The sequence below is a fragment of the Lysobacter sp. TAB13 genome (assembly GCF_052113885.1).
In the GTDB taxonomy this organism is placed as follows: domain Bacteria; phylum Pseudomonadota; class Gammaproteobacteria; order Xanthomonadales; family Xanthomonadaceae; genus Lysobacter; species Lysobacter gummosus.
Window position 1 is genome coordinate 184,569 of record NZ_JBFRDR010000004.1, and the last position, 23,158, is coordinate 207,726.

The 23,158-nt window shown below is 63.4% G+C and carries 17 protein-coding genes and 1 pseudogene; 8 read left to right on the plus strand and 10 right to left on the minus strand.

The window, feature by feature from the left end; translation table 11 throughout:
* Positions 1-6 precede the first annotated feature (6 nt).
* From AB4Y92_RS06945 to AB4Y92_RS06955, 3 genes are all read left to right on the plus strand, one after another.
* Positions 7-918, plus strand: coding sequence for a M23 family metallopeptidase (locus tag AB4Y92_RS06945; protein ID WP_215059372.1), 912 nt, complete (start codon positions 7-9; stop codon positions 916-918).
* Positions 919-1,324: 406 nt separating this feature from the next.
* A complete protein-coding gene (gene secA, locus AB4Y92_RS06950; RefSeq protein WP_441818954.1) occupies positions 1,325-4,045 on the plus strand; it encodes a preprotein translocase subunit SecA in 2,721 nt (906 codons plus the stop codon).
* A gap of 25 nt (positions 4,046-4,070) precedes the next feature.
* The gene (locus tag AB4Y92_RS06955) at positions 4,071-5,084 is read left to right on the plus strand and encodes a Nudix family hydrolase (protein ID WP_441818955.1); all 1,014 of its coding nucleotides are present in this window, start codon (positions 4,071-4,073) and stop codon (positions 5,082-5,084) included.
* Positions 5,085-5,324: 240 nt separating this feature from the next.
* On the opposite strand, the gene coaE is transcribed toward AB4Y92_RS06955, so the two are convergent.
* Genes coaE through pilB form a run of 4 tightly spaced genes read right to left on the minus strand, consistent with a single transcriptional unit; the run spans position 5,325 to position 9,854 of the window.
* On the minus strand, positions 5,325-5,945 hold the full coding sequence (coaE, locus tag AB4Y92_RS06960; protein ID WP_441818956.1) for a dephospho-CoA kinase: 621 nt from the start codon (positions 5,943-5,945) through the stop codon (positions 5,325-5,327).
* Between the two features lie 2 nt (positions 5,946-5,947).
* A complete protein-coding gene (locus tag AB4Y92_RS06965) occupies positions 5,948-6,835 on the minus strand; it encodes a prepilin peptidase (RefSeq protein ID WP_441818957.1) in 888 nt (295 codons plus the stop codon).
* A 21-nt stretch (positions 6,836-6,856) separates the two neighbouring features.
* Positions 6,857-8,119, minus strand: coding sequence for a type II secretion system F family protein (locus tag AB4Y92_RS06970; RefSeq protein WP_441818958.1), 1,263 nt, complete (start codon positions 8,117-8,119; stop codon positions 6,857-6,859).
* A gap of 4 nt (positions 8,120-8,123) precedes the next feature.
* Entirely contained in the window at positions 8,124-9,854 is a 1,731-nt protein-coding gene (gene pilB / locus AB4Y92_RS06975) for a type IV-A pilus assembly ATPase PilB (RefSeq protein WP_441818959.1), read from the minus strand.
* 134 nt (positions 9,855-9,988) lie between these two features.
* Here pilB and AB4Y92_RS06980 point away from each other — a divergent pair, with 134 nt between their 5' ends.
* The 5 genes and pseudogenes from AB4Y92_RS06980 to AB4Y92_RS07000 form a co-directional block, all read left to right on the plus strand.
* Positions 9,989-10,882 (plus strand): glycosyltransferase family 2 protein, encoded by an 894-nt coding sequence (locus AB4Y92_RS06980; protein WP_215059771.1) that lies wholly within the window; start codon positions 9,989-9,991, stop codon positions 10,880-10,882.
* A gap of 62 nt (positions 10,883-10,944) precedes the next feature.
* Positions 10,945-11,574, plus strand: coding sequence for a class I SAM-dependent methyltransferase (locus AB4Y92_RS06985; RefSeq protein ID WP_441818960.1), 630 nt, complete (start codon positions 10,945-10,947; stop codon positions 11,572-11,574).
* The gene (locus tag AB4Y92_RS06990; protein ID WP_441818961.1) at positions 11,564-12,424 is read left to right on the plus strand and encodes a hypothetical protein; all 861 of its coding nucleotides are present in this window, start codon (positions 11,564-11,566) and stop codon (positions 12,422-12,424) included. Before AB4Y92_RS06985 ends, AB4Y92_RS06990 begins: the two co-directional genes overlap by 11 nt.
* Positions 12,421-13,587 carry a glycosyltransferase gene (locus tag AB4Y92_RS06995; RefSeq protein ID WP_441818962.1) on the plus strand — a complete coding sequence of 389 codons (1,167 nt, stop codon included), beginning with the start codon at positions 12,421-12,423 and terminating at the stop codon, positions 13,585-13,587. Before AB4Y92_RS06990 ends, AB4Y92_RS06995 begins: the two co-directional genes overlap by 4 nt.
* Before the next feature lie 149 nt (positions 13,588-13,736).
* Positions 13,737-14,207 (plus strand): annotated as a pseudogene (locus AB4Y92_RS07000) (UbiA family prenyltransferase); the annotation flags it as partial.
* 261 nt (positions 14,208-14,468) lie between these two features.
* On the opposite strand, the gene AB4Y92_RS07005 reads toward AB4Y92_RS07000, so the two are convergent.
* The 6 genes from AB4Y92_RS07005 to AB4Y92_RS07030 form a co-directional block, all read right to left on the minus strand.
* A complete protein-coding gene (locus AB4Y92_RS07005) occupies positions 14,469-16,361 on the minus strand; it encodes a hypothetical protein (RefSeq protein WP_441818963.1) in 1,893 nt (630 codons plus the stop codon).
* A gap of 91 nt (positions 16,362-16,452) precedes the next feature.
* A complete protein-coding gene (locus AB4Y92_RS07010) occupies positions 16,453-18,348 on the minus strand; it encodes a hypothetical protein (protein WP_441818964.1) in 1,896 nt (631 codons plus the stop codon).
* A gap of 120 nt (positions 18,349-18,468) precedes the next feature.
* The gene (locus tag AB4Y92_RS07015) at positions 18,469-18,882 is read right to left on the minus strand and encodes a pilin (protein ID WP_441818965.1); all 414 of its coding nucleotides are present in this window, start codon (positions 18,880-18,882) and stop codon (positions 18,469-18,471) included.
* Between the two features lie 387 nt (positions 18,883-19,269).
* Positions 19,270-19,686, minus strand: a complete 417-nt coding sequence (locus AB4Y92_RS07020) for a pilin (protein WP_441818966.1) — start codon at positions 19,684-19,686, stop codon at positions 19,270-19,272.
* A gap of 895 nt (positions 19,687-20,581) precedes the next feature.
* Positions 20,582-21,004: a pilin gene (locus tag AB4Y92_RS07025; protein WP_441818967.1), complete on the minus strand. Its 423-nt coding sequence runs from the start codon at positions 21,002-21,004 to the stop codon at positions 20,582-20,584.
* Between the two features lie 724 nt (positions 21,005-21,728).
* Positions 21,729-23,141 carry a sigma-54-dependent transcriptional regulator gene (locus AB4Y92_RS07030; RefSeq protein WP_441818968.1) on the minus strand — a complete coding sequence of 471 codons (1,413 nt, stop codon included), beginning with the start codon at positions 23,139-23,141 and terminating at the stop codon, positions 21,729-21,731.
* Positions 23,142-23,158 lie beyond the last annotated feature (17 nt).

A 23,158-nucleotide genomic window follows, 5' to 3' on the forward strand; every position in this document is an offset into this window, starting at 1 on the left:
GGACACATGACCTATCAATCCATCGTAAACAACACGCGCGCCAGGCTGGATGGTTTCTTCCAGCAGTGCGGCCGGATCGGCGCTCGCCGCCCCGCGCTCGTCATGGCGCTGCTGCTCGGCACCGGAGTCACCATCGGTGCCGGCGCCGGCATCGCCGACAACCGCATGCTACGCGCCGAACTGGCCCAGCAGCAGGGCCAGATCGCCGCCACCCGCCGCGACGCGCAGCGCGAGATCAACGCCCTGGCCGCGCGCATGGGCGAGCTGCAGGCCGAGGCCAACCGCCTCAACGCCCTGGGCGAGCGCCTGACCCGCATCGGCCAGCTGCAGGACGGCGAGTTCGATTTCAACAAGCCGGTCGGCGTCGGTGGCGCCGGTCCCGTGCGCGACATGGCCAAGCCCGAGCTCAACGCCGGCATGGACCAACTGGCGAGCCAGTTCAAGGCCTCCGGCGAGCAGTTGTCGGTGCTCGAAGCGCTGCTGTTCAATCGCCAGATCGACATGAACGCGGTGCCCTCGCGCGCGCCGATCGCCAACAGCTACATCACCTCCGGCTTCGGCGGCCGCGCCGATCCGTTCAACGGCGGCGCCGCGTTCCACAAGGGCATCGATTTCGAAGCCGACGTCGGCGACCCGGTCCTGGCCGTGGCCGACGGCGTGGTCAGCTACTCCGGCGTGCGTTCGGGCTACGGCAACGTGGTCGAGATCGATCACGGCAACGGCTACGTGACCCGCTACGCGCACAACTCGCGCCTGCTGATGAAGGTCGGCGAGCTGGTCCGCGCCGGGCAGGAGATCGCCAAGGCCGGCTCCAGCGGCCGTTCCACCGGCGCCCACGTGCACTTCGAGGTATGGGAAAGCGGCCGGGTAGTGAATCCGGTCAAGTTCCTCAATCAGCAGTCGCCGCTCAGAGGGTGAGACGGGCCTGCTTGCGAGCCACTGGCTCGCGGCCCGTTGAACGACCGCCGCACTGCGGCGGGCCGGAGTCGCCAAAGCACGAACTGCGCCAGCCTCAAACCAAGCCGATCTCAGATCCAGTCAAACAGCGAAACCGTGGAATTGGGCAAAGTCCCACATTCGATCGGCGCACATCCCCCTTGATACCGTTCAGGTCGCCCCCCACGCTAGAATGCGTGTGGCCAAAGACCAGGCTCGATCCGATCGGGGGCGCATGGCGCCCCCGATTTCGTTTCGGCGAACCGCAAGGGGAGCCCTGACGCGACGGATCGGCCGGTCGACTGGATTCCTGGGGAACTTGCCGGCGGCAACGCGTTCTTAACACGTCCCGCCTGTGCAACCCCGTTCGCTTTACACGGACCCGTTCATGCTCAACAGCTTGCTTACCCGCGTTTTCGGCAGCCGCAACGATCGCCTGCTGCGCCAACTGCAACGATCGGTCGTCAAGATCAATGCGCTCGAGCCGGAGATGGAAAAACTCTCCGACGCCCAGTTGCAGGCCAAGACACCGGAGTTCCAGCAGCGCATCGCCGACGGCGAGGCGCTGGACAAGCTGCTGCCGGAGGCCTTCGCGGTCTGCCGCGAAGCGTCCCGCCGCGTGCTGGGCATGCGTCATTACGACGTCCAGCTGATCGGCGGCATGGTCCTGCATCTGGGCAAGATCGCCGAGATGCGCACCGGCGAAGGCAAGACCCTGGTCGGCACGCTGCCGGTGTACCTCAACGCGCTCGAAGGCAAGGGCGTGCACGTGGTCACCGTCAACGACTACCTCGCACGCCGCGACTCGGCGTGGATGGGCAAGCTCTACAACTGGCTGGGCCTGAGCGTCGGCGTGGTCTACCCGGGCATGCAGCACAGCGACAAGCATGCCGCCTACGCCAGCGACATCACCTACGGCACCAACAACGAATTCGGCTTCGACTACCTGCGCGACAACATGGCGCTGTCGAAGGACGACCGTTTCCAGCGCAGCCTGCATTACGCGATCGTGGACGAAGTCGACTCGATCCTCATCGACGAAGCGCGCACTCCGCTGATCATCTCCGGCCCGGCCGACGAATCGCCGGAGCTGTACATCAAGGTCAATCGCATCGTTCCCTCGCTGACCCGCCAGGAGAAGGAAGACGGCGACGGCGATTACTGGGTCGATGAAAAGGGCAAGCAGGTGTACCTGTCCGAAGCCGGCCAGGAACACGCCGAGGAGCTGCTGCGCAAGGCCGGAATCCTGTCGGAAGAAGACGATTCGCTGTACGCCGGCCACAACATCTCGGTCGTCCATCACCTCAACGCCGCGTTGCGCGCGCACGCCATCTACCAGCGCGATGTCGATTACATCGTCCGCGACGGCGAAGTGGTGATCGTGGACGAATTCACCGGCCGCACCCTGCAGGGTCGCCGCTGGTCCGATGGCCTGCATCAGGCAGTCGAAGCGAAGGAAGGCGTGCCGGTCCAGCGCGAGAACCAGACGCTGGCTTCGATCACCTTCCAGAACCTGTTCCGCATGTACAAGAAGCTGTCCGGCATGACCGGTACGGCGGATACGGAAGCCTACGAATTCCAGAGCATCTACGGCCTGGAAGTGATCGTGATTCCGACCAACCGCCCGATGCAGCGCAAGGACCATTCCGATCAGGTGTTCCTCAACCGCGCCGGCAAGTACCGCGCGGTGCTCGGCGAGATCAAGGCCTCCTACGAGCGCAAGCAGCCGGTACTGGTCGGCACGACTTCGATCGAAGTATCGGAAATGCTCAGCCAGCAGCTTACCGCTGCCGGCGTCGCGCACGAAGTGCTCAACGCCAAGCAGCACGAGCGCGAGGCCAACATCATCGCCCAGGCCGGCCGTCCGGGCGCGATCACCATCGCCACCAACATGGCCGGCCGCGGCACCGACATCGTGCTCGGCGGTTCGCTGGAAGCCGAGCTGGCCGATCTGTCCGCGCAGAACAACGGCGAGCCGGTCGATGAAGTCACCCACAAGCGCCTGAAGGCGGCGTGGCAGGAACGTCACGACGCGGTCAAGGCCGCCGGCGGCCTGCACATCGTCGGCACCGAGCGCCACGAATCGCGCCGTATCGACAATCAGCTGCGCGGCCGCGCCGGCCGTCAGGGCGATCCGGGTTCCTCGCGCTTCTATCTGTCGCTCGAAGACAACCTGATGCGCATCTTCGCCGCCGACTGGGTGCAGCGCGTGATGGCGCGCATGGGCCTGAAGGAAGACGACATCATCGAAAGCCCGCTGGTGACCAAGCAGATCGCCAACGCGCAGCGCAAGGTCGAGGCGCACAACTTCGACATCCGCAAGAACCTGCTCGACTTCGACGACGTCAACAACGACCAGCGCAAGGTGATCTACGGCCAGCGCGACGAGTTGCTGGAAGCCGAAAGCGTGCAGGACAACGTGGAAGGCATCCGCGCCGACGTGGTCGCCGACATCGTCCAGCGTTACGTGCCGGCCAATTCGGTCGATGAGCAGTGGGACCTGCCGGGTCTGCAGGCGACGATCGCGCAGGATTTCAACGTCGATGTGCCGCTGGTGGAAATCGCCAACCAGGCCGACGAGCTCGACTCCGACGCGGTCGGCCAGAAGGTCCAGGAAGCGGTCGCCGGGCATTTCAGTACGCGCGAAGAGCAGCTGGGCAGCGAAACCATGCGCATGCTCGAAAAGCACATCATGCTCAACGTGCTCGACCAGAACTGGAAGGAACACCTCGCGCGCATGGACTATCTGCGCCAGGGCATCCATCTGCGCGGTTATGCGCAGAAGCAGCCCAAGCAGGAATACAAGAAGGAAGCCTTCGAGCTGTTCTCCGAGATGCTCGACAAGGTCAAGCGCGAAGTGGTGACGATCCTGGCGCGCGTGCGCATCCAGAGCGAAGACGAAATCGCGCAGATGGAAGCGCAGGAGCGCGCCCAGGCCGAAGCGCAGTCGCGCCAGTTGCAGTTCCAGCACGCCAGCGCCGGCGGTTTCGGCGCCGACGAGGAAGCCGCGCAGGTGTCCGAGGACGCGTTCGCCAACGTCGGCCGCAACGATCCTTGCCCCTGCGGCAGCGGCAAGAAGTACAAGCACTGTCATGGGCAGTTGGGCTGAAGCCGGCGGGAATCGGGAATCGATGATGGGGAGTCGTAAGGCGGAATCCGACGGCTCCAGTTCCGATTCTTCGTTCCCTGTTTCCCATTCGCGGGTAGTGGAAGTCGTCGCCGGAGTCATCCGCGACGCGCGCGGCCGCATCCTGTTGAGCCGCCGCACCGAAGGCCGCGATCTGGCCGGGCTGTGGGAGTTCCCCGGCGGCAAGCGCGAGCCGGGCGAAACCGCCGAGGCGGCGCTGAGCCGCGAACTGCAGGAAGAACTCGGCATCGAGACCGAGGTCGGCGCCGCGCTGATCCGGGTGCCGCAGGCGTATCCCGACAAACGACTGGTCCTGGACGTGCGCGAGATCCGCGCCTGGCGCGGCAGCGCGCGTGGCCGCGAGGGCCAGGCCCTGGTGTGGGTGCCGCCGCACAAACTCGCCAGCTACGCGATGCCGCCGGCCGACCGGCCGGTGGTGGCGGCGCTGGAGCAGGCCGATCGCTACCTGGTCACGCCCGAACCCGGCGACAACGACGACGAATGGCTGGCCGCGCTCTCCGCCGCCCTGGCCGCGGGCGTGCGCCGGGTGCAGCTGCGCGCGCCCGAGCTGGGCGCCGGCGACGGGCAGCGCTGGCCGCGTCTGGCGGCGGCCGCGGTCAAGCGTTGCCGCGCGGCCAAGGCCGAGGTCTTGATCAACGGCGACATCGCCCTGGCCAACGCGCTAGGCGCCGGCCTGCATCTGCGCGCGACGCAGCTGCGGGAGCTGGGCGAGCGGCCGATCGCGACTGGTGCCGTGCTGGCCGCTTCGTGCCACGACGCCGACGAACTGCGCGCGGCGCAGGCGCTGGGCTGCGATTTCGCCGTCGTCGGCTCGATCAGGCCGACCCCGAGCCACCCGAGCGTGCTCGGTATCGGCTGGGAAGCGTTCGCGGCCATGCGCGAATCGGTGTCGCTGCCGATCTATGCGATCGGCGGGTTGGGCCCGGGCGATCTTGATGAAGCCCGACGGCATGGTGCCCAGGGCATCGCTGCGATACGGAGTTTGTGGGCGGCTGCTTGAGGTGGTGCGCCTAGCTTGTTCAAGGCGCCGTAGGCGGGTCTGCTTCGAGTTGCCTGCAAAGGGGCAAGCGGGTAGGGGCGGTGCTATCGGATCGAAAGGCATCGGGCCTGAAGGCCCTCCCACAAGATCTCCGCGACTGCGGCAGGGTTTTTGTGGGAGGGCCTTCAGGCCCGACGCCTTCGGCTCAATTCGCCACAGGCTCTCAAATCTGAGACTTCTGGCTCAGCCTACCACGCACCTTCAGCCCCGCAGGCTCTCCGCCATCGCCCGATAGCGCCGGTCCAGTGCCTCGACTTGTACCTGCAGCGCCTCGATCGGCCCGTCGTTGACGACGATGTCGTCGGCGATCGCCAGCCGCGCCTCGCGCGTCGCCTGGGCCGCCATCATGCGCTGGGCCAGCTCTGCCTCGATGCCGTCGCGTCGCATCACCCGGGCCTGCTGCACCGCCACCGGCACGTCCACGACCAAGCAACGGTCCAGCCACGGGTAAGCCTCGCGCCCGCCGCCTTCGGCCAGCAGCGGAATCGCCGCGATCGCGTAGGCGCCTGCCGCGCCTTCGCATTGCGACCGCAGCATGGCCCGCACCAGCGGATGGACGATGGCTTCCAGCCGGCGCCGCACGGTTTCATCGCCGAACACCAGCCGGCGCATCGCCGCGCGATCGAGCGCGCCCTGGGCATCGAGAATGTCGCGACCGAAGGCCGCGACGACCTGGGCCAATCCTTCGCTGCCGGTTTCGACCGCGGCGCGCGCGGCCACATCGGCATCGGCGACGACCACGCCCAACGCCTGGAAGCGCCGGGTCACCTCGCTCTTGCCCGAGGCCACGCCGCCGGTCACGCCGACGCAGAACGCGGCCATGCTCAGCCGAGCCCGGAGAACCGCAGGTAGGCTTGGAGCAGCGCCTCGCCCCAGAAGAACACGATCCAGCCGGCGATCGCCAGGTAGGGGCCGAACGGAATCGGAATGCCCATGTCGCGGCCCTTGAGCGCGAGCCAGATCGAGCCGATCACCGCGCCGACCAGGGACGACATCAGAATCGTCGGCAGCACGCCCTTGAGGCCGACCCAGGCGCCGATGGCCGCCAGCAGCTTGAAGTCGCCGCCGCCCATGCCTTCGCGCGGGTCTTTGACCCGTTTGACCACGACCTGGTACTGCTTGTAGACCCAGTTCACCAGCCACAGGCTGGTGAAACCCGCGATCGCGCCGAGCACCGCCGGCTTGACCGGGAAATACAGGTTATCGCTGGCGGCGATGATGCCCAGCCACATCAGCGGCAAGGTCAGGCTGTCGGGCAGGTACTGCGTGCGCAGGTCGATGCCCGACAGGATGATCAGGAAGCTGGTGAACACCATCGCCCCGAAGCCCTGCCAGCCGAAGCCGAAGCGGGCCACGCAGGCGACCATCAGCAACATGGTCAGCAGTTCGACCGCCGGGTACTGGATCGAGATCGGCGTCTTGCAGTGCCGGCACTTGCCGCGCAGCGCCAAGTAGCTGAATACCGGGATGTTTTCGTACCAGGACAACTGGTGCTTGCAGTGCGGGCAGTGCGAACGCTCGACCGCGATGCCCGGCGGCGGCGGATCGTAGATCTCCGGCAGCTCCAGGGCTTCGCGCGCGTCCTTCTTCCACTCCCACTCCAATCGCTTGGGCAGGCGCAGGATCACCACGTTGTAAAAGCTGCCCAGCAGCAGTCCGAGTCCGGCCGCGAGCGGATACCCGAGGCCGGGGTTCTGATCTAGAAATGCCATGTGCGAAGGATACTTTGCCGATCAGATCGTCGCAGCCAGTTTGAAGATCGGCAGATACATGGCGATGACCATGCCGCCGACGATCACGCCGAGGATGATCATGATCAGCGGTTCCAGCAGGCTCGACAGCGCGTCCACGGCGTTGTTGACTTCCTGCTCGTAGAACTCGGCGACCTTGACCAGCATGGTGTCGAGCGCGCCGGCCTCTTCGCCGATCGCGGTCATCTGGATCACCATGTGCGGGAACAGGTTGACCTGCTTCATCGCCATGTTGACCTGGTAGCCGACCGAGACGTCGTCGCGGATGCGCAGGACCGCCTTTTCGTAGACCACGTTGCCGGTCGCGCCGGCCACGGTGTCCAGCGCCTCGACCAGTGGCACGCCGGCGCGGAAGGTCACCGCCAGGGTGCGGGCGAAGCGGGCGATGGCGGCGTTGTGCAGGATTTGTCCGACGACCGGGATCTTGAGCATGGCCCGGTCCAGGAAGTGGGCGAAGGCGGGCGAGCGGTTCTTGGCCATGATGAAAGCGACCACCGCGCCGATGCACAGCAGAAGGATCGCCCACCACCAGGAAATCATGAAGTCGCTGAGCCCGATCACCATCAAGGTGAAGGCCGGCAGGTCGGCGCCGAAGCTCCTGAACGTGGCCTGGAACTGCGGCACCACGAAGATCAGCAGGACCGCGCTGACCAGGATCGCGACTGCGACCACGGTGGCCGGATAGAACAAGGCCTTCTTGATCTTGCCCTTGAGGGTTTCGATGTTTTCTTTGTAGTTGGCGACCGTGTCGAGCACGGTTTCGAGCACGCCCGCCGATTCGCCGGCCTTGACCAGGTTGCGGTAGAGCTCATCGAACTGGACCGGGTGCTTGCTCATGGCCTCGTGCAGCGACGAGCCGCTTTCCAGGTCGGCGCGCACCGAGTTCAACAGCTTCTTCATGCGCGGGTTCTTGTGGCCCTCGCCGATGATTTCCAGCGAGGTCACGATCGGCACGCCCGACTTCATCATGGTGGCGATCTGGCGGCTGAAGATCGCGATTTCGCCCGGGGTGATGCGGCTGCCGGAGGCGCCGAACAGCGGCTTGCCCTTGGGCTTGACCACGGTCGGGGTGATGCCTTGCCGGCGCAGTTCGGCGCGCAGCAGGTTGGCGTTCTTGGCCGCCTGCTCGCCCTTCATCTTGATGCCGCGCTTATCGGTGCCCTGCCAGACGAACATGTCGAGCGGGTTGGCCCGGCGTACTGCGGTCTGGGTGGCTTGCTTGGTGGCGGTTCGGGTCGCGGACATGGGCTTAGTCCTTGGTTACGCGGTTGATTTCGGCCAGGCTGGTGACACCGTTCATCGCCTTGTCCAAGGCCGAGCGGCGCAGATCGCGCACGCCCGACCGGGTGGCGGCGGCGGCGATCTGCATCGCATTGCCGCCTTCGAGCACGATGGCCTGGATTTCGTCGGTCATGGGCATGACCTGATAGATGCCGGTACGTCCTTTGTAGCCTTCGGTGCAATCCGGGCACCCGACCGGCTCATAGAGCTTGACGCCGGCGGCAATTTCTTCGGGGGTGAAGCCTTCGGCGAGCAGGGCGTGCTCGGGCAGATGCACCTCGCGCTTGCAGTCGTGCAGGCGGCGGGCCAGACGTTGGGCGATCACCAGGGTGACCGAGGAGGTGATGTTGTACGGCGCCACGCCCATGTTCATCAGGCGCGCGATGGTCTGCGGGGCGTCGTTGGTGTGCAGGGTGGACAGCACCATGTGGCCGGTCTGCGCGGCCTTGATGGCGATCTCGGCGGTTTCCAGGTCGCGGATTTCGCCGACCATGATCACGTCCGGATCCTGACGCAGGAAGCTGCGCAGGGCCGCGGCGAAGGTCATGCCGCGCTTGACGTTCATCTGTACCTGGTTGATGCCGGGCACGCGGATTTCGACCGGGTCTTCGACCGTGGAGATGTTGCGCTGGTCGTCGTTGAGGATGTTGAGCGCGGTGTACAGCGACACCGTCTTGCCCGAGCCGGTCGGGCCGGTCACCAGCACCATGCCGTAAGGCTTTTGCACCGCGCCGACGAACAGGTCGCGCTGATGGTCCTCGTAGCCGAGTTTCTCGATGCCCAGCCGCGCCGCGCTGCCGTCGAGGATACGCAGCACGATTTTCTCGCCGAACAGAGTCGGCAAGGTGCTCATGCGGAAGTCGATCTGCTTGGTCTTGGACAGATTGAGCTTGATGCGTCCGTCCTGCGGCACGCGCTTCTCGGCGATGTCGAGCTGCGCCATGACCTTCAGGCGCGCGGCGATGCGCGCATGCAGCTTGTTGGGCACCTTGGCGACCTGCTTGAGCAGGCCGTCGATGCGCAGGCGCACGCGGTATTCGGTTTCGTAGGGTTCGAAATGGATGTCGGAGGCGCCGCGACGGATCGCATCGACCAACACCTTATTGATGAACTTCACGACCGGAGTGTCGTCGCCCTTGGCGTCGATGCCGGTATCGGCGCCGACATTGGCCAGGTCGTCGTCGCGGCCGATCTCCAGCGTGTCCAGGCCTTCGCCGTCGCCGACCGCGGCGGCGAGCTGGTCGGAGTTCTCCAGCCAGCGGTCCAGGGTGCGGCGGATCAGCTCGTCATCGACCAGGATCGCCTCGACCGCGGCGTTGGTCTGGAACTTGATGTCGTCCAGCGCGGCGGTGTTGGTCGGGTCGGACAGGCCGATGAACAGCTTGTTGCCGCGCTTGAACAGCGGCAGCGCGTTGTGTTTGCGGATCAGCTCTTCGCTGATCGAACGGATCGCGGACTGGCCCGGATCCATCGCGGCGGGGTCGAACAGCGGTACGCCGAACTCGATCGAGTTGGCCGCGGCCAACTGCGCCGACGTGGCCAGCCGGTGTTCGGCCAGATAGGACGCCAGTGGCTTGCGCTCGGCGCTGGCCGCGGTCATGGCTTCGCGCGCCTTGACCTCGTCCAAGGCGCCGTCCATGACTAAACGCCGGGCGATGCCGGTGATCCCCACCAAATTGGCAGTAGCGACGGTGGACATTTCAGCCCTCAGTTTTCCCCACCCTGACTTTACCTCAATCTCAGTTCCCGGCGAGCTGACCGGTGTCGCTATTCTGCAGCCCGGCGGTATCGAGTCCAACTTGGACACGGTATCCTGCGCCACGGGGAGGTGGCATGCATATATCTATCGTTTTACCGGCCAAGAACGAGTCGGAGGGGCTGCAGCGCACGCTGCCGGCACTACGTCAGGCGTTTCCGGCCGCCGAGGTCATCGTGGTGGACGACGGTTCCACCGACGACACCGCCGCCGTCGCCGCCCAACTGGGGGCCAGGGTGCTGTCCTCGCCGTACTCGATGGGCAACGGCGCGGCTATCAAGCGCGGCGCCCGCGCGGCCAGCGGCGAGGTCATCGTATTCATGGACGCCGACGGCCAACATGATCCGAACCACATTTCGCTGCTGTTGGAGCGCCTCCAGCAGGGCTACGACATGGTCGTGGGCGCCCGCAGCTCCGACGGCCAGGCCAGCGTCGGCCGCGGCCTGGCCAACGCGCTTTACAACCGCCTCGCCAGCTGGATGACCGGGCACAAGGTACTCGACCTCACCTCCGGCTTCCGGGCGGTGCGGGCGAGCAAGTTCCGCGAGTTCCTGCATCTGCTGCCGAACGGGTTCAGTTATCCGACGACCAGCACGATGGCGTTCTTTCGCAGCGCCTATCCGGTTACCTATGTGCCGATCGAGGTTGCGCGGCGGGTTGGCACGCAAAGCCACATCCGCCCGCTGCGAGACGGCGTTCGTTTTCTGCTGATCATCTTCAAGATCGCCACACTTTATTCGCCCTTGAAGTTGTTCGCGCCGACGGCGATCGCCTTCGCCTTGCTGGGCCTGGGCCACTACGCCTGGACCTTCGCGACCCAGGGCCGGTTTACCAATATGAGCGCGTTGATGCTCAGCGCCTCGGTCATCGTTTTCCTGATCGGACTGGTGTCCGAGCAGATTACCGGCCTGACCTATCTGCACGGACGAGACGCGGGAGTCGATCCCGACGAGAAGCCCGAATGGCGTTAGCAGGGACCGGCGGCGGACTGCGTAGCCGTTTTCGCGGCTACTCAGGCGCTCGTCCCGACGTCGTGCGACTGCTTCCGCCGCAGAGCAAGAGGGTGCTGGACGTGGGCTGCGGCGCCGGCATGAGCGCGGCGCTGATCCGTGAGCGTTGCCCGCAGGTACGCGTGATCGGCGTCGAGCCCTCGCCGGAACTGGCCGCGCATGCGCGCGAGAATCTTGACGAAATACTGCAAGGGCGGATCGACGATCCCGAAACGATTCGCGCCCTGGCCGCGCAGGAGCCCTTCGACGCGATCATCTGCGCCGATGTGCTTGAGCACTTGGCCGAGCCGTTGCCCGTGCTGCAGGCGCTGACCGAGCGCCTGGCCGTCGGTGGATGCGTGATCACGAGCATTCCCAATGTCCGTCATCTTTCGACCTTCCTCGCGCTGGGATTGCTGGGCACGTGGCCGGCGCGCGATCGCGGCATCCACGATCGGACCCACCTGCGGTTTTTCGCGCGCGGCGACATCATCCGCCTCGGCCGCGCGGCCGGGCTGGAGCCGCGCGGCGAACGCCGCAACGTTCGCTTGATCGAATCCAAGGCCTGGAGTCTGGTGCCGGCCAAGTGCCTGGATTTCTGGCCGTTCCGCGGATTCGTGACGTTCCAGTATTTGCACCGCTGGGTGCGGGCCGACCACGATCGTGGCGACTGACTCGGGCAAGTTCTGGCGCCTGGGCCTGGGATATGCGCTGGCGATAGCGGCGCTGGTGTTCGCGGCCCGCTATCTGGGCGTGCAGGGGCCGCAGTTTCTGCAAGCGATCGCCGCCATCGACCCAGGTCGCTTGTTGCTGGCGTTCGTGCTGTTCGCGTTGTCGCTGGTTTTCAACGCGGCCGCGTTCGCGTCGGCCAACCGAGCCTTCGGCGTCGGCGTGACCGGCCCGCGGTTGAGCGCGGTATGGCTGGCGACCTTGCTCGCCAAGTATGTGCCGGTCGGTATCGGCCATGTTCTCGGCCGCGGATTGATGCTGTCGGGGTTCGGCGTTTCGTCGCGAACGACGGTGATCGTCGGCGTGTTGGAGCAGGGGTTCTCGCTGTCGATCTGCGCCGCGATCGCACTGGCCGCGTCCGCGTTGATCTGCCGGCCGGACGGCGCCTTGTGGATTGGCGCGGCCGCGCTTTTGACCGTCTTCGTTCTGATCGCGGCGGCCTTGCTGATCGGTAAGCGCAGCACCGTGAAGGTCGTACCGCTGGCGTCGTCGTTATTCGGTTATGCCTTGGCGATGCTGCCTTATGCGGGCGCCTATGTGTTGCTGGTCGAGCCCGCCGATACCCTGGGTTTCATCCAGGCGCTGTTCGCCGGCACGGTTGCCGGCGTGCTTGCGATTCTGGTGCCGGGCGGCCTGGGCGTGCGCGAATCGGTGATCGCCTCGATGTCCGGCGCGGCCCAGGCGAGCAGCGTATTGGCCGGTGTAGTCGCCGCGCGGGCTCTGATCCTGGCCAGCGAATGCGTCGGCACCTTGGCCGGACACGCCTGGCTGCGTGGTAACGGAGCAGGGCGATGATCGCGCAGACCCTGGTCGTCGCCGGGCTGCGCGCATCCGGGTCGGGTTATCCCAACGCCGAGCAGACTTTGAAACTGCTGCAGGCGCACGAGGTTGTGAGCATTCGCGATCTCGGCCAGGAATTGCCGCCGCATCTGCATTTGTGGACGCTGCGGCATCTTTCGCCCTTGAAGCAATTGCGTGCGCTGGCAGGCCTGGGTTTCGGCAATCTGCGCAGCTTGTTGCGAGTGCTGTGGGCAGCGCGCGGCGGCGAGAGCGTTCCGGTCTACGTGCCTTATCCCAGCGTCTTCTTCATGTGGCTGGCCTCGTGGCTGCCGCGCGGCAGCCGTCCTTACTGCATCGTCGATGCCTACATCTCGATATGGGACTCGATGTTCCGCGATCGCGATCGCAGCGGCGGCGGCTCCGTGGCCTCGCGATGGATCAAGCGTTTCGAAGCCCGCGCCTTGCGCGCCGCGTCCATGGTTCTGGTCGATACCGAGGCCAACCGGCTCAGTATGATCGACGACTTCGACCTGCAGCCGCAGCAAGTGCGATCCTTGCCCCTGGCGATCGACGAAGCGCCGTTTCTGGCCTCGCCACCCGGCGCGGAAGACTCGCATGAGCCCCTGCGTGTCCTGTTCGTGGGTACGCTGATTCCGTTGCACGGCGTGCCGACGATCCTGTCGGCGATACACCAGTTGTTGAGCGATGAGCGGCACGCCGGCCGTTTCCACTTCAGGTTCATCGGTGACGGACAGCTGGGGCCTGCGTTGAGCGAGTTCATCGCCGGACACGACGCCGCTCAAGTGAGCTGGGTGCGCCAATGGCAATCGCTGGAGACGCTGGCGTCGGAGATCGCCGATGCCGATATCTGCCTGGGCGTATTCGGCGGCGAAGGCAAGGCCGCACGGGTGTTGCCGTTCAAGCTCTACATGTATCTGGCCGCCGGACGGGCCATCGTCAGCCAGGGCAAGATGTCCTTGCCGTACGCGGTTCCGGCTCCGCCGCTGTTGGCGGTCGAGACCGCCGAGGCGAGCGACCTGGCGCGGGCTTTGGTGTCGCTCGCCGAGGATTCCCGTGGCAGGTATTCTCTTGCCAGACAGGCGCGTGGTTATTTTACCGAGCATCTGGCGGGAGCGCAGGTGGTTTCCGCATGGCGTTCGATCCTGCAGCGGGAGTAACCCATGTCCGGCCGCCGATCTGGCTTTGATCCTATTTCGACGGGCAAGGCCGCGGCGATCGCACTTGTTCGCGTTCGACTCACCTCAACCACCCAGGATCGCGAGCGGTGACGGAACATACGCCTCAAACCGAGTGCAGCACCGTCGCCCTGTGTGTCGATCTCGACGGCACCTTGCTGAAATCCGATCTGCTGTACGAGTCGGTGCTGGCCTTGCTCAGCAAGCGTCCGCTGTTGCTGCTCCTGCTGCCGTTCTGGCTGCTGCGGGGCAAAGCCGCGCTGAAGCATGAAATCGCCTCGCGAGTCGAGCTGGACGTCGCCACCTTGCCGTACGACGAACGCGTGGTGGACGCATTGCGCCAGACCCAGGCACGGCCGCGCGTGCTGTGTACCGCGAGCCATACGAAATTCGCGCAACAAGTCGCGACCCATCTGGGCGTGTTCGATCTGGTGCTGGCCAGCGACGATGGTGTCAATCTGTCGGGCGTGAACAAAGCGCAGGCGCTGGCCGAGCGTTTCGGTGAGCGCGGCTTCGACTACATGGGCAACGCCGCCATCGATCTGCCGGTGTGGGCGCGGGCGCGCAATGCCTGGGTCGTCAACGGGATGGGTCTATGTCGTAACCTGCGGCACCTCTGCTGTGATGGAACCCAAGCAGGAACACCAGCAACATACTCACAAATAGCGCCAAGCCGGACCAAGTTACCTTGAATGGTAGGCGCTTGGTTCGTGAGCTGCCTGCGTCGAAGGGTGCTTATATCTTAGTAAGCGACATTGATGATTTCGATGGTAGTGATGCGTCGAGTGTCTGCGATGACAAGCAGCGGCAGCCCAGATTCGCCGCGGGTCAAATTCATGAGGTTCAGGATTAGACAAGGTGGTCTATGGATGCGCAGAAATCATCTTGCGAGCCGGCTCCAATGCAGCCTGGCCGGCTTTGTCTTTAACGGCGGTTTCTTGGTTCAACCGCCACAACAGGCGTGCTGCTTCATCGCGTAATCCGTTATGCGCGAGGGCTTGAACGAGCAGTGCGCCCACCTCGGATGGCACGCCAGGTTGCCAGGCATGCCGCAGCTCGGTCAGTGCCTCGGACCAATGATCTATACGTCCATAAATGATCGCCGCAGCATAGTGCAGTTGCCATTTTGGGCCGACATCGTCCGCCTGGCCGATGGCCTTGCCGGCGATGGCGGCGATGGTCGCGGCGATGCGCTGTTCGGACTGTTTTCCGCAGCGATTGTCGCGACTGACCTGCATCAACAGGCCGACGGTCTGGATTTCGGCGAGGGTCAGTCTATCTCTTGCATCGCGAATTGCTTGATCCAACCAAGCGGGATCCGGAGGGTTGCCGGATAGGCACCGGATCGAAGTCATATCCAGATGCGCAAGGAGACGGGTGCGCGGGTTGTTCGAGTTGGCCATCGGCGAAATCAGCGCAAATGCCTGTTCATAGCGCTTGCGATTGATCGCTTCGATCATCTTGGCTTGCACGGCACGAAGCGAGCGCGGATGGTTGCGCACCGCCTGATCGACGATGGCTTCCTTGTTGCGCCAAATATTTGTCTGTTGCCAGGTGATCAAGGCTAATGCCGCGGCGCACAGTGCGAACGCAGTCAGCGCGCCGTATCGAAGGCGCGAGTCATTTCGGAGCTTGTCGGGAAGCAGGGAAATCAATCCTGCAATCATCAGCAGAAGTCCGACCGATGGCAGATAGTTACGGTGTTCGAAATACAGTTCCAACGGCAGGATCGTTGATTCCACCCCATGAGCCACCAGGAAGAAGAACCATCCGGCGAACAAATGCGGCGAGCGACGCCGCAGGGCGATGACAGCTACGCTGATCGCCACAAGGGCCAACAGTGCCGCCAATGTGCTGGGTGGCGACAACAAGCCGGTGGAAATGGCGAAATCGTCGTTAAAGACGCTCATGTTTTCGCCTCTAGGAAATACCAGCATTCCCAGGTACGAAAACAGCGCGCGTGCTTGCGACAACAGCCGCTGGGGCATATCGAATTCAAGAATCCGGTAGCCACCCAGCAAAATGGAGGGTCGGATGACGGCGACCAATCCGGCCAACAGAACCGGCAGGATCAGTGTCGTCGTATAGAACCAAGCCAGTATTCGCGTCGACGCTTCATCGCGCCGGAAGTACGCCAGCTCCAGCACCAGGCACAGCGCTGAAGCGACGGCTGCATTTTCCTTGCTAAGCAGGCCCAGCAGCCACAATGCGGGGAACGCCGCGAACAACCAGATGCGGGCCTTGAGTGGCTGTGAGGATGTCAGTGCCGATCGGCCCTTGAGATAGGCCAGCAGTGCGAGCAGCACGAATAACGTGCTCAGTTGGGCCATGCGTTGCACGGCGTAAAGCACGGTGCTGACATGCAGTGGGTGCAATAACCACAGCGCTGTCAGCAAGCCCGCGGACACTGTGACAGTGTCGGGCGAACGATGGTTGGCAGCCATCAGCCTTTGGAGAAGGCGAAAGATTACGACGGAACAGACCAGGTGGATAGCCAGATTGCCGACTTTGTAGTCTAAAGGCGTGGCGCCACCGATGGCCGCGCTGAGCATGAAACTCGCCATCGACACCGGGCGTCCGAGTATTCCCGAGACGTTGCCGAACATCACCTCGCTCCAATCGAGCCGTCCGGCCGCCCAGAGCCTTACTGGCATCAGATTGAACGTGTCGTCAAATAGGTACGGCCCGTCCAGGCCGACCGAGTAAATCAGCATCGCCGCGAGGATCGCGGCGGATACTATCCATCTGGCCTTCATCGGGGCTCGCCCCTTGCGAGCGTGCACGGCACGGCAGCATCCCGTCGGTATCCGCCACGATGCCTGCGAACGAGTGTCGCCGAAAAATCGCTCACTGTTGTTCGAGCAGTGCCCGGGTCTTGGCGAGTTCGGCCTGGCCCTGCTTGTCGTAGGGCTTCATCCTTTTTTCCAGCACTGCAAGCAGTTGCTGCGCTTCGACCTTCATTTTGCGGCCTGCGTAGATCTGCGAGAGCAGCGTGCCTACCGGAAGATCTCCGCTGGCTTTCCAGGCCAGTTCCGCTTGCGTCTGTGCTTCAACGGTTCGGCCGGCACGGAGCAATGTCTCCGTCGCCAGGAAGCGGGTCAGCCATTTTGCGCGTGATTTGTCGGGTTGGGCAGACGCGCGGTCGAGCATGGTGATGATGCCATCCGCTATTGCGGAGTCGGTCAATTGGCTGCAGCCGTGTTCCCTGCTGAATCGCGTAAGCAATCGCAAGGCGGGGACTTCAGCCATGCTCAGGCTCGGGCGGGCTTTGGCCACCGCTTTCTGGAAGTCCGTCGGTGTTACCGGTTTGCCAGTCATGCAATCCAGTGTTACCCAGCTGATGCGACCGACCACTTGATTGCGCAGATTGCTTCCTCCGAGTAGATCGGCGAAGGCGTCATAGGCCCCCTGGGGATTGGCCTGCTGCTGTAGCGACATGGTCGCGCGTTCTAACTGCGCTCGCATCGAGCCCGGATGATGCTTGAGGCCTTGTGTGAGCATCGTATCCGGCGCAGCCCAGACGTTGGCGCGGCCGGCGGTGGCGAACGCGAACGAAAGAGTGAAGCCGCCGACGATCAGTGCGCCCAGCTGTTTGGGGCTGAAGATATTGAGCGGAAGATCTTCGGGCAGCAGCGCGGTGAGGCCCACCAGTCCCAAGATCAGGCCGAGAGCCGGCAGATAGTTGCGATGTTCGAAATACAGCTCTAAGGGAATGATGCTCGACTCGACGCCGTGAGCGGCGAGGAAGAAGAACCAGCCGACGAAGACGCTAGGCGCGCGCTTGCGTAGCTTGATGGCCAGGGCGCTGATCAGCGCAAGCGCAAGGATCGATACGGCGGTCGTGATGGGGGCGAACAGGCCTCGCGACGGGACGAAGTCATCGGTATACAGCCCCATCAACGGCGTGCGCGGAATGATGACCGTGACGATGTAGTCCATCAGCACCCGCGACTGAGTCATCAACCTTTCGATCAGGGTGAAGTCGCGTTCGGAATAACTGACCAACAGTTTGCTCGGGGCGAGCAGGAGCACTCCCAGCACGGCCAGCGCGGGCAATATAAGAAAAACCGCGAAGAACGCGTGCCTGATCCGTTTATGTTCGGTGCGCGCGAGAAAATACCCCAGTTCCACCACCAGGCACAGCGCCGGAGCGACGGCGGCGTTCTCTTTGCTCATCAGTCCGGCCAGCACGAACAGGGGGAACAGTACGAACAGGGCAGGAAGCGCCGTAGTCAACTTGCCCTTGATGAGTTGTTGCCGCGCCGCGAGATAAGTCCACAGTGAAAGCAGGACGAACAACGTGCTCAACTGCGCCATGCGCTGCACCGAGTAGAGCACGGTGCTCGCGTTGATCGGGTGCAGTAGCCACAAAGCGACCACTACGCTGGCAAGCATGTCGGCGCGCATGGACAGACGAGGGTCTTCGGCGAGAAAGCGACGAATGACCTGCCAACCGACGAAGCCGCAAAGCAAGTGGACGATCAGGTTGCCGAGCTTGTACGCGTACGGGTTATGCCCGCCGAACTCTGCGCTGAGCAGGAAGCTGGCCATCGAGACTGGCCGTCCCAGGAGCCCGGACTGATTGCCGAATATCACCGATTGCCAGCTAGCCTCGCCGTTGAGCCAACTTTGCACCGGACTCAGATTGGGTAAGTCATCAAATATGAATGGACCTGACAGGCCAGCCCAATAAACGATAACGGTTAATGCCATCGCAACAAGAAGTACGGCACGAGCGAGCATGAGTCTGATCCGAAAAAAAGCTGGTGCAGACTATACGGACAGGGGAGCTTTCTGCCGAGTGCTGCTGATAAGAGCGAGAACTTACTGCGATAAGCGCTATGTACACACGCTATGAGCTTCTCAACGGCACTCTGCAGGTACCAAAGTCAGGTTAGTACCGGCAGGAACACTGCACTCCCACGCTAAGCGTCCCGCGGATGCTGTTGGACGTAGGGTGAATGTAACCGGTGCGGCGCCGCCAGGAGTGGAAACTGCGGTTATTACCCCGTCTTCACCAATCGTGATGCTGCCGCAATAGCTAGAAGCGCTGAAGCTATAGCCGGTGTTCAATGAAGTAACCAAGCTTAGAGAGCCGCGGTCTTGCGCGGTTTCAGACACCGAAAGCTTGGCCCCGGCCGCTACATTGAGGCATTCGGCGTTCTTTGTTCGCGTTACATAGTCGAGATAAGCTGGAAGTGCTATCGAGACCAGGATTCCGATGATCGCGATGACGATCATCAGCTCAATAAGCGTAAAGCCGAGTTGCCGTTTCATGGGTGCCCCTGGATCGTGCGGATTGGAAGGACGGATCGTTAGGGGGGTGATCCGGTCAGCTTTGAAGCAGCGCCGCTAGGCGCATAGTCGAAGTCTGTAACACTTGTCAGCGAGTCGGTGTCCAATCCGTTGATGAGCTACGCTGCACTTAAAGTCCCAAGCATGAGTCATGCCAACTTTTCGGCTGGGAGCCGAAATTGGTGGCTAATGACGTTAATAACCACGGCGTGGCGGACGCAGCCTTGAGCGGTACCTGTGCAGTCTTTTTCTGGAGCGGTACTCAAGCGCTTAGGCATTGCTGGTAGGAGATGCGGAGCTGATGAACTTGCTCAAAAAAAACCCCGGCAATATGCCGGGGTTTTTTGCGCATCTGATACTGCTAAAGCATTACGGGGTGCGGCATTCGGCCGGCAGCTGAGAAGCCTTGCCGGTGCCACGGCACGTCCAATCGAGACGACCATTACCCGAGGCCGGGGTCAGAGTGAACACGGCCGGGGTGGCGGCGCCAGTGCGCTGGGTGGTGGCGGTGATCGTGCCACCATTGGCAATTTCAACATTGGCGCAGTAGCTGCTGGCAGCGAAGCTGTATCCGGCGAGCGTCTGGGTGACAACGGACAAAGTGCCGCGGTCCTGAGCGGTTTCCGACACGGCCAGCTTGGCGGCGGCGGCGACGTTGAGGCACTCAACGTTCTTGGTGCGGATCGTGTAGTCCTGGTAAGCCGGCAGAGCGATGGCGATCAGGATGCCCAGGATCGCGATGACGATCATCAGTTCGATGAGGGTAAAACCTTGCTGCTTCTTCATGATGTATCCCCTAGGAGTGATTGAGTTGCTTCACGTGCCAACAGGCATCGGAATTCGATCCTTCGGCATGCCGTGCGAGCTGCACGTGCATGTAACGAGTACGCATAACACGTGCCAAGTCCGCGCCGCGCAGGAGCGTAGAGCGAAACTGCCAATCCAGTCACGCATCGGGGGCTCTGGGGGCTTGGCGGAGTGACGCTGAAGGGCAGTCCCCGGGCCGTGGTAGTGACAAAAAATGTCAGGTTGGATGGGGCCGGCTAGAAACTGTGAGATTCGACCGGAAAACGCCTGCGAGGCGCTTTCGCGATGCTTGTCACGATGGGATTGCCTGAACTTGGCGGCTGGGCGCGCCGACGATCGATCGGCCAGTGTCAGTGGGTCGCAGGCAGTGATAGTTGCCGTTGAAGATGGACTGGTTACGAAGATGCTGCGGGTTGCGAAGGCTGCGCAGTCAGCAGGACAACTCCGTGCCTTGCTTGGTGCATGGCGGAAGTCGGTGCCTGCTTATCGATAGTCTTGAGGCTTCAGTGCGCGCAGCTCGACCGTGCGTGCCTTCGGGAGTTGATGGCTGAACACTGGTTGCAAGCCGCTTATGTCGCCTTGTGCCGGCTCACAGGTGAGCGGTGCTATGTCGCGCGTGCGCTGATCGCCTCGAGTTTGCGCTCTGCTGTACTGTTCGCACGAGAAGGCTATCTTCGAGAGAAGGCACTCGGGGCCGGGCGACGGAATTATCCTGGGGTCAGCAGGCCGGAAGCGCGGTTGTTTACCTAAATCTAAAAATGAAAACGCCGGCTCTCGCGAGCCGGCGTTTTCATTTAACTTGATCGCCCGAGCCAGTTTAGGCGAGCGGGCTCAATCAGGTGCTAGGAGCGAAGCTAGCCCCGACGACGATCTGTTAACCGCGGCATTCGGCCGGCAATTGCGACTTCTTGGCGCCATTGGTTTCGGTGCAAACCCACTCGATGCGACCTTCCTCAGCGGTCGGTTCAAGCTTGAACTTGGCGGGCTTGGTAGCGCCGGTTTGCCGCGATTCGGTAGTAATCACACCTTTCAGGCCGATATCGATTTTCAAGCAGTAATCGCTTTGCACAAAGTCGTAACCAGCATCCGTCTTCGTTTTGATCGCCCCCAGGCTGCCACGATCCTGCGCCGTTTCAGACACGGCCAGCTTGGCGGCAGCGGCGACATTCAGGCACTCGGCGTTCTTGGTGCGGATGGTGTAGTCCTGATACGCCGGCAGAGCGATGGCGATCAAGATGCCCAGGATCGCGATGACGATCATTAGTTCGATGAGGGTGAAGCCTTGCTGCTTTTTCATGGTGTTCCCCTAGGAGAGTCGATTGTTTCGCGCGCTGGCAGGCAGCGATCGCCGAAACGTTCGGCGAGCGTGCGAGTCGCAGACGCTCCCGGAATCACGCATGACCCGTGCCAATATGATAATCGGTGGTTTTTGCGTGGAAAAATAATTGAATATGTGAGTATTAAATGTGTTGGCGATTATGGCGGGCCTGTTCTTGGGTTGGTTCAGGAAAGATGCGTGCCAAAAATACTGATTGGTGGCGTTTAAATTCTGGTGTAAAGGCGCACATAAAGTAACTTTTTAGTGCGATACGGTGTCTGCATCGAATTTCTGCCCGAAAGCGCTCGCCCGCCTTGTCCTGCGCTATAGCCGCTCAGGCAAATGCGGATCCATGAAACATTTGAAGAGTCATCGTTGCGACCCGCCACGAAACGATGCGGCGATAAATCGCATTCGACGGTGATGACTAAGCACCGCTTACCTCGTACCTAAGCGCGGACGGTGTCCGGTGCGGTGTTGACCATCGCGACTGAGTCGCTCCGGCAGAGTTCGGTAGGCGAGCGACCCGGACCGCCAGAACGCGCGGCAGTCGGCGTCAATGTGATGCGCGCTTACCGCCAAGGTCGGTTACGACGCGGTTGTGCGGGGAGGTTTTGCGTTTCCTCCCGCGTAAACGAAAACGCCGGCTCTGGCGAGCCGGCGTCGTTATCAATCAGTCAGTAGGGTGAGGCAGCCGCCGCGATCAATCAATCCCAAGCTTCTTGAGCTTATATCGCAGCGCACGAAACGTAATCCCCAGCGCCGCCGCGGTGCGGGTCTTGTTGTAGCGATTCTCCTGCAGCGCCTGCTGGATCGCGGCGCGCTCGATTTCCTCGATGTACGAGGGCAGGGCGCTGGTCGCGGTGTCGCGCGGGTTGAGCGTGCGCGGATCGACGGCGCCGGATTGCTGCGGGGTGTTGTTGCCGTTCTGGGCGACGTTGGCCGGCAGCGGCGGTGGCTGCGTGGACAGGCGCGGCAGGCGCAGGTCGGTGGCGCTGAGCACTTCGCCTTCGGCCAGGGCCAGGGCGCGTTCCAGGATATTTTCCAGCTCACGCACGTTGCCGGGGAAGCCGTACGCGCGCAGCGCGTCGAGGGCGTCGTCGCCCAGGCGCGGGACCGGGCGGCCCTGGTTGCCGGCGAGGCGGTGCAGGATCTTGCCGGCCAGGCCGGGCAGGTCGTCGAGGCGCTCGCGCAGCGGCGGCACGCGCAGCTCGATGACGTTGATGCGGTAATAGAGGTCCTGGCGGAAGCGGCCGTCGGCCACCAGCGCGGCCAGGTCCTTGTGGGTCGCCGACAGAATGCGCACGTCGACCACCAGTTCGGCTTGCGCGCCGACCGGGCGGATCGATTTTTCCTGGATCGCGCGCAGCAGCTTGACCTGCATCGGCAACGGCAGCTCGGCGACTTCGTCGAGGAACAAGGTGCCGCCGTCGGCGGCCTGGAACAGGCCGGGCTTGTCGGCATGGGCGCCGGTGAAGCTGCCTTTCTTATGGCCGAAGAATTCGCTTTCCATCAGCTCGGCCGGAATCGCGCCGCAGTTGACCGGCACGAACGGGCCGTCGGCGCGGCCGCCTTCGGAGTGGATGGTGCGCGCGACCAGTTCCTTGCCCACGCCGGACTCGCCGGCGATGTACACCGGCGCCTGGCTGCGCGCGACCTTGCCGATGGTCTGGCGCAGTTTGATCATCGCCGGCGATTCGCCGTACAGGCGCGAGCCCACGGCCTCGCTGGCGCTGCGGCGGGTGTCGTTGAGTTCCAGCGCGTGCCGCACCAGATCGCGCAACACCGCCAGATCGACCGGCTTGGCGACGAAATCGAAGGCGCCGGCCTTGAGCGCATCGACCGCGGCTTCGACGTTGCCGAAGGCGGTGATCATCGCCACCGGGGTGTTCGGGTACTTCTGGCTGATCTCGGCGACCAGGTCCATGCCCGAGCCGTCCGGCAGGCGCATGTCGGTCAGGCACAAGTCGTAACTGTTGCGCAGCAGCTGGCTGCGAGCCTCGCCGAGGCCCGACGCGGTGTCGCAACGCAGGCCCATCCGGCCCAAGGTCATGACCAGCAGCTCGCGAATATCGCGCTCGTCATCGACTACCAATGCACTACGGGTTTCAGCCATTACGCCCTCCACCGCCC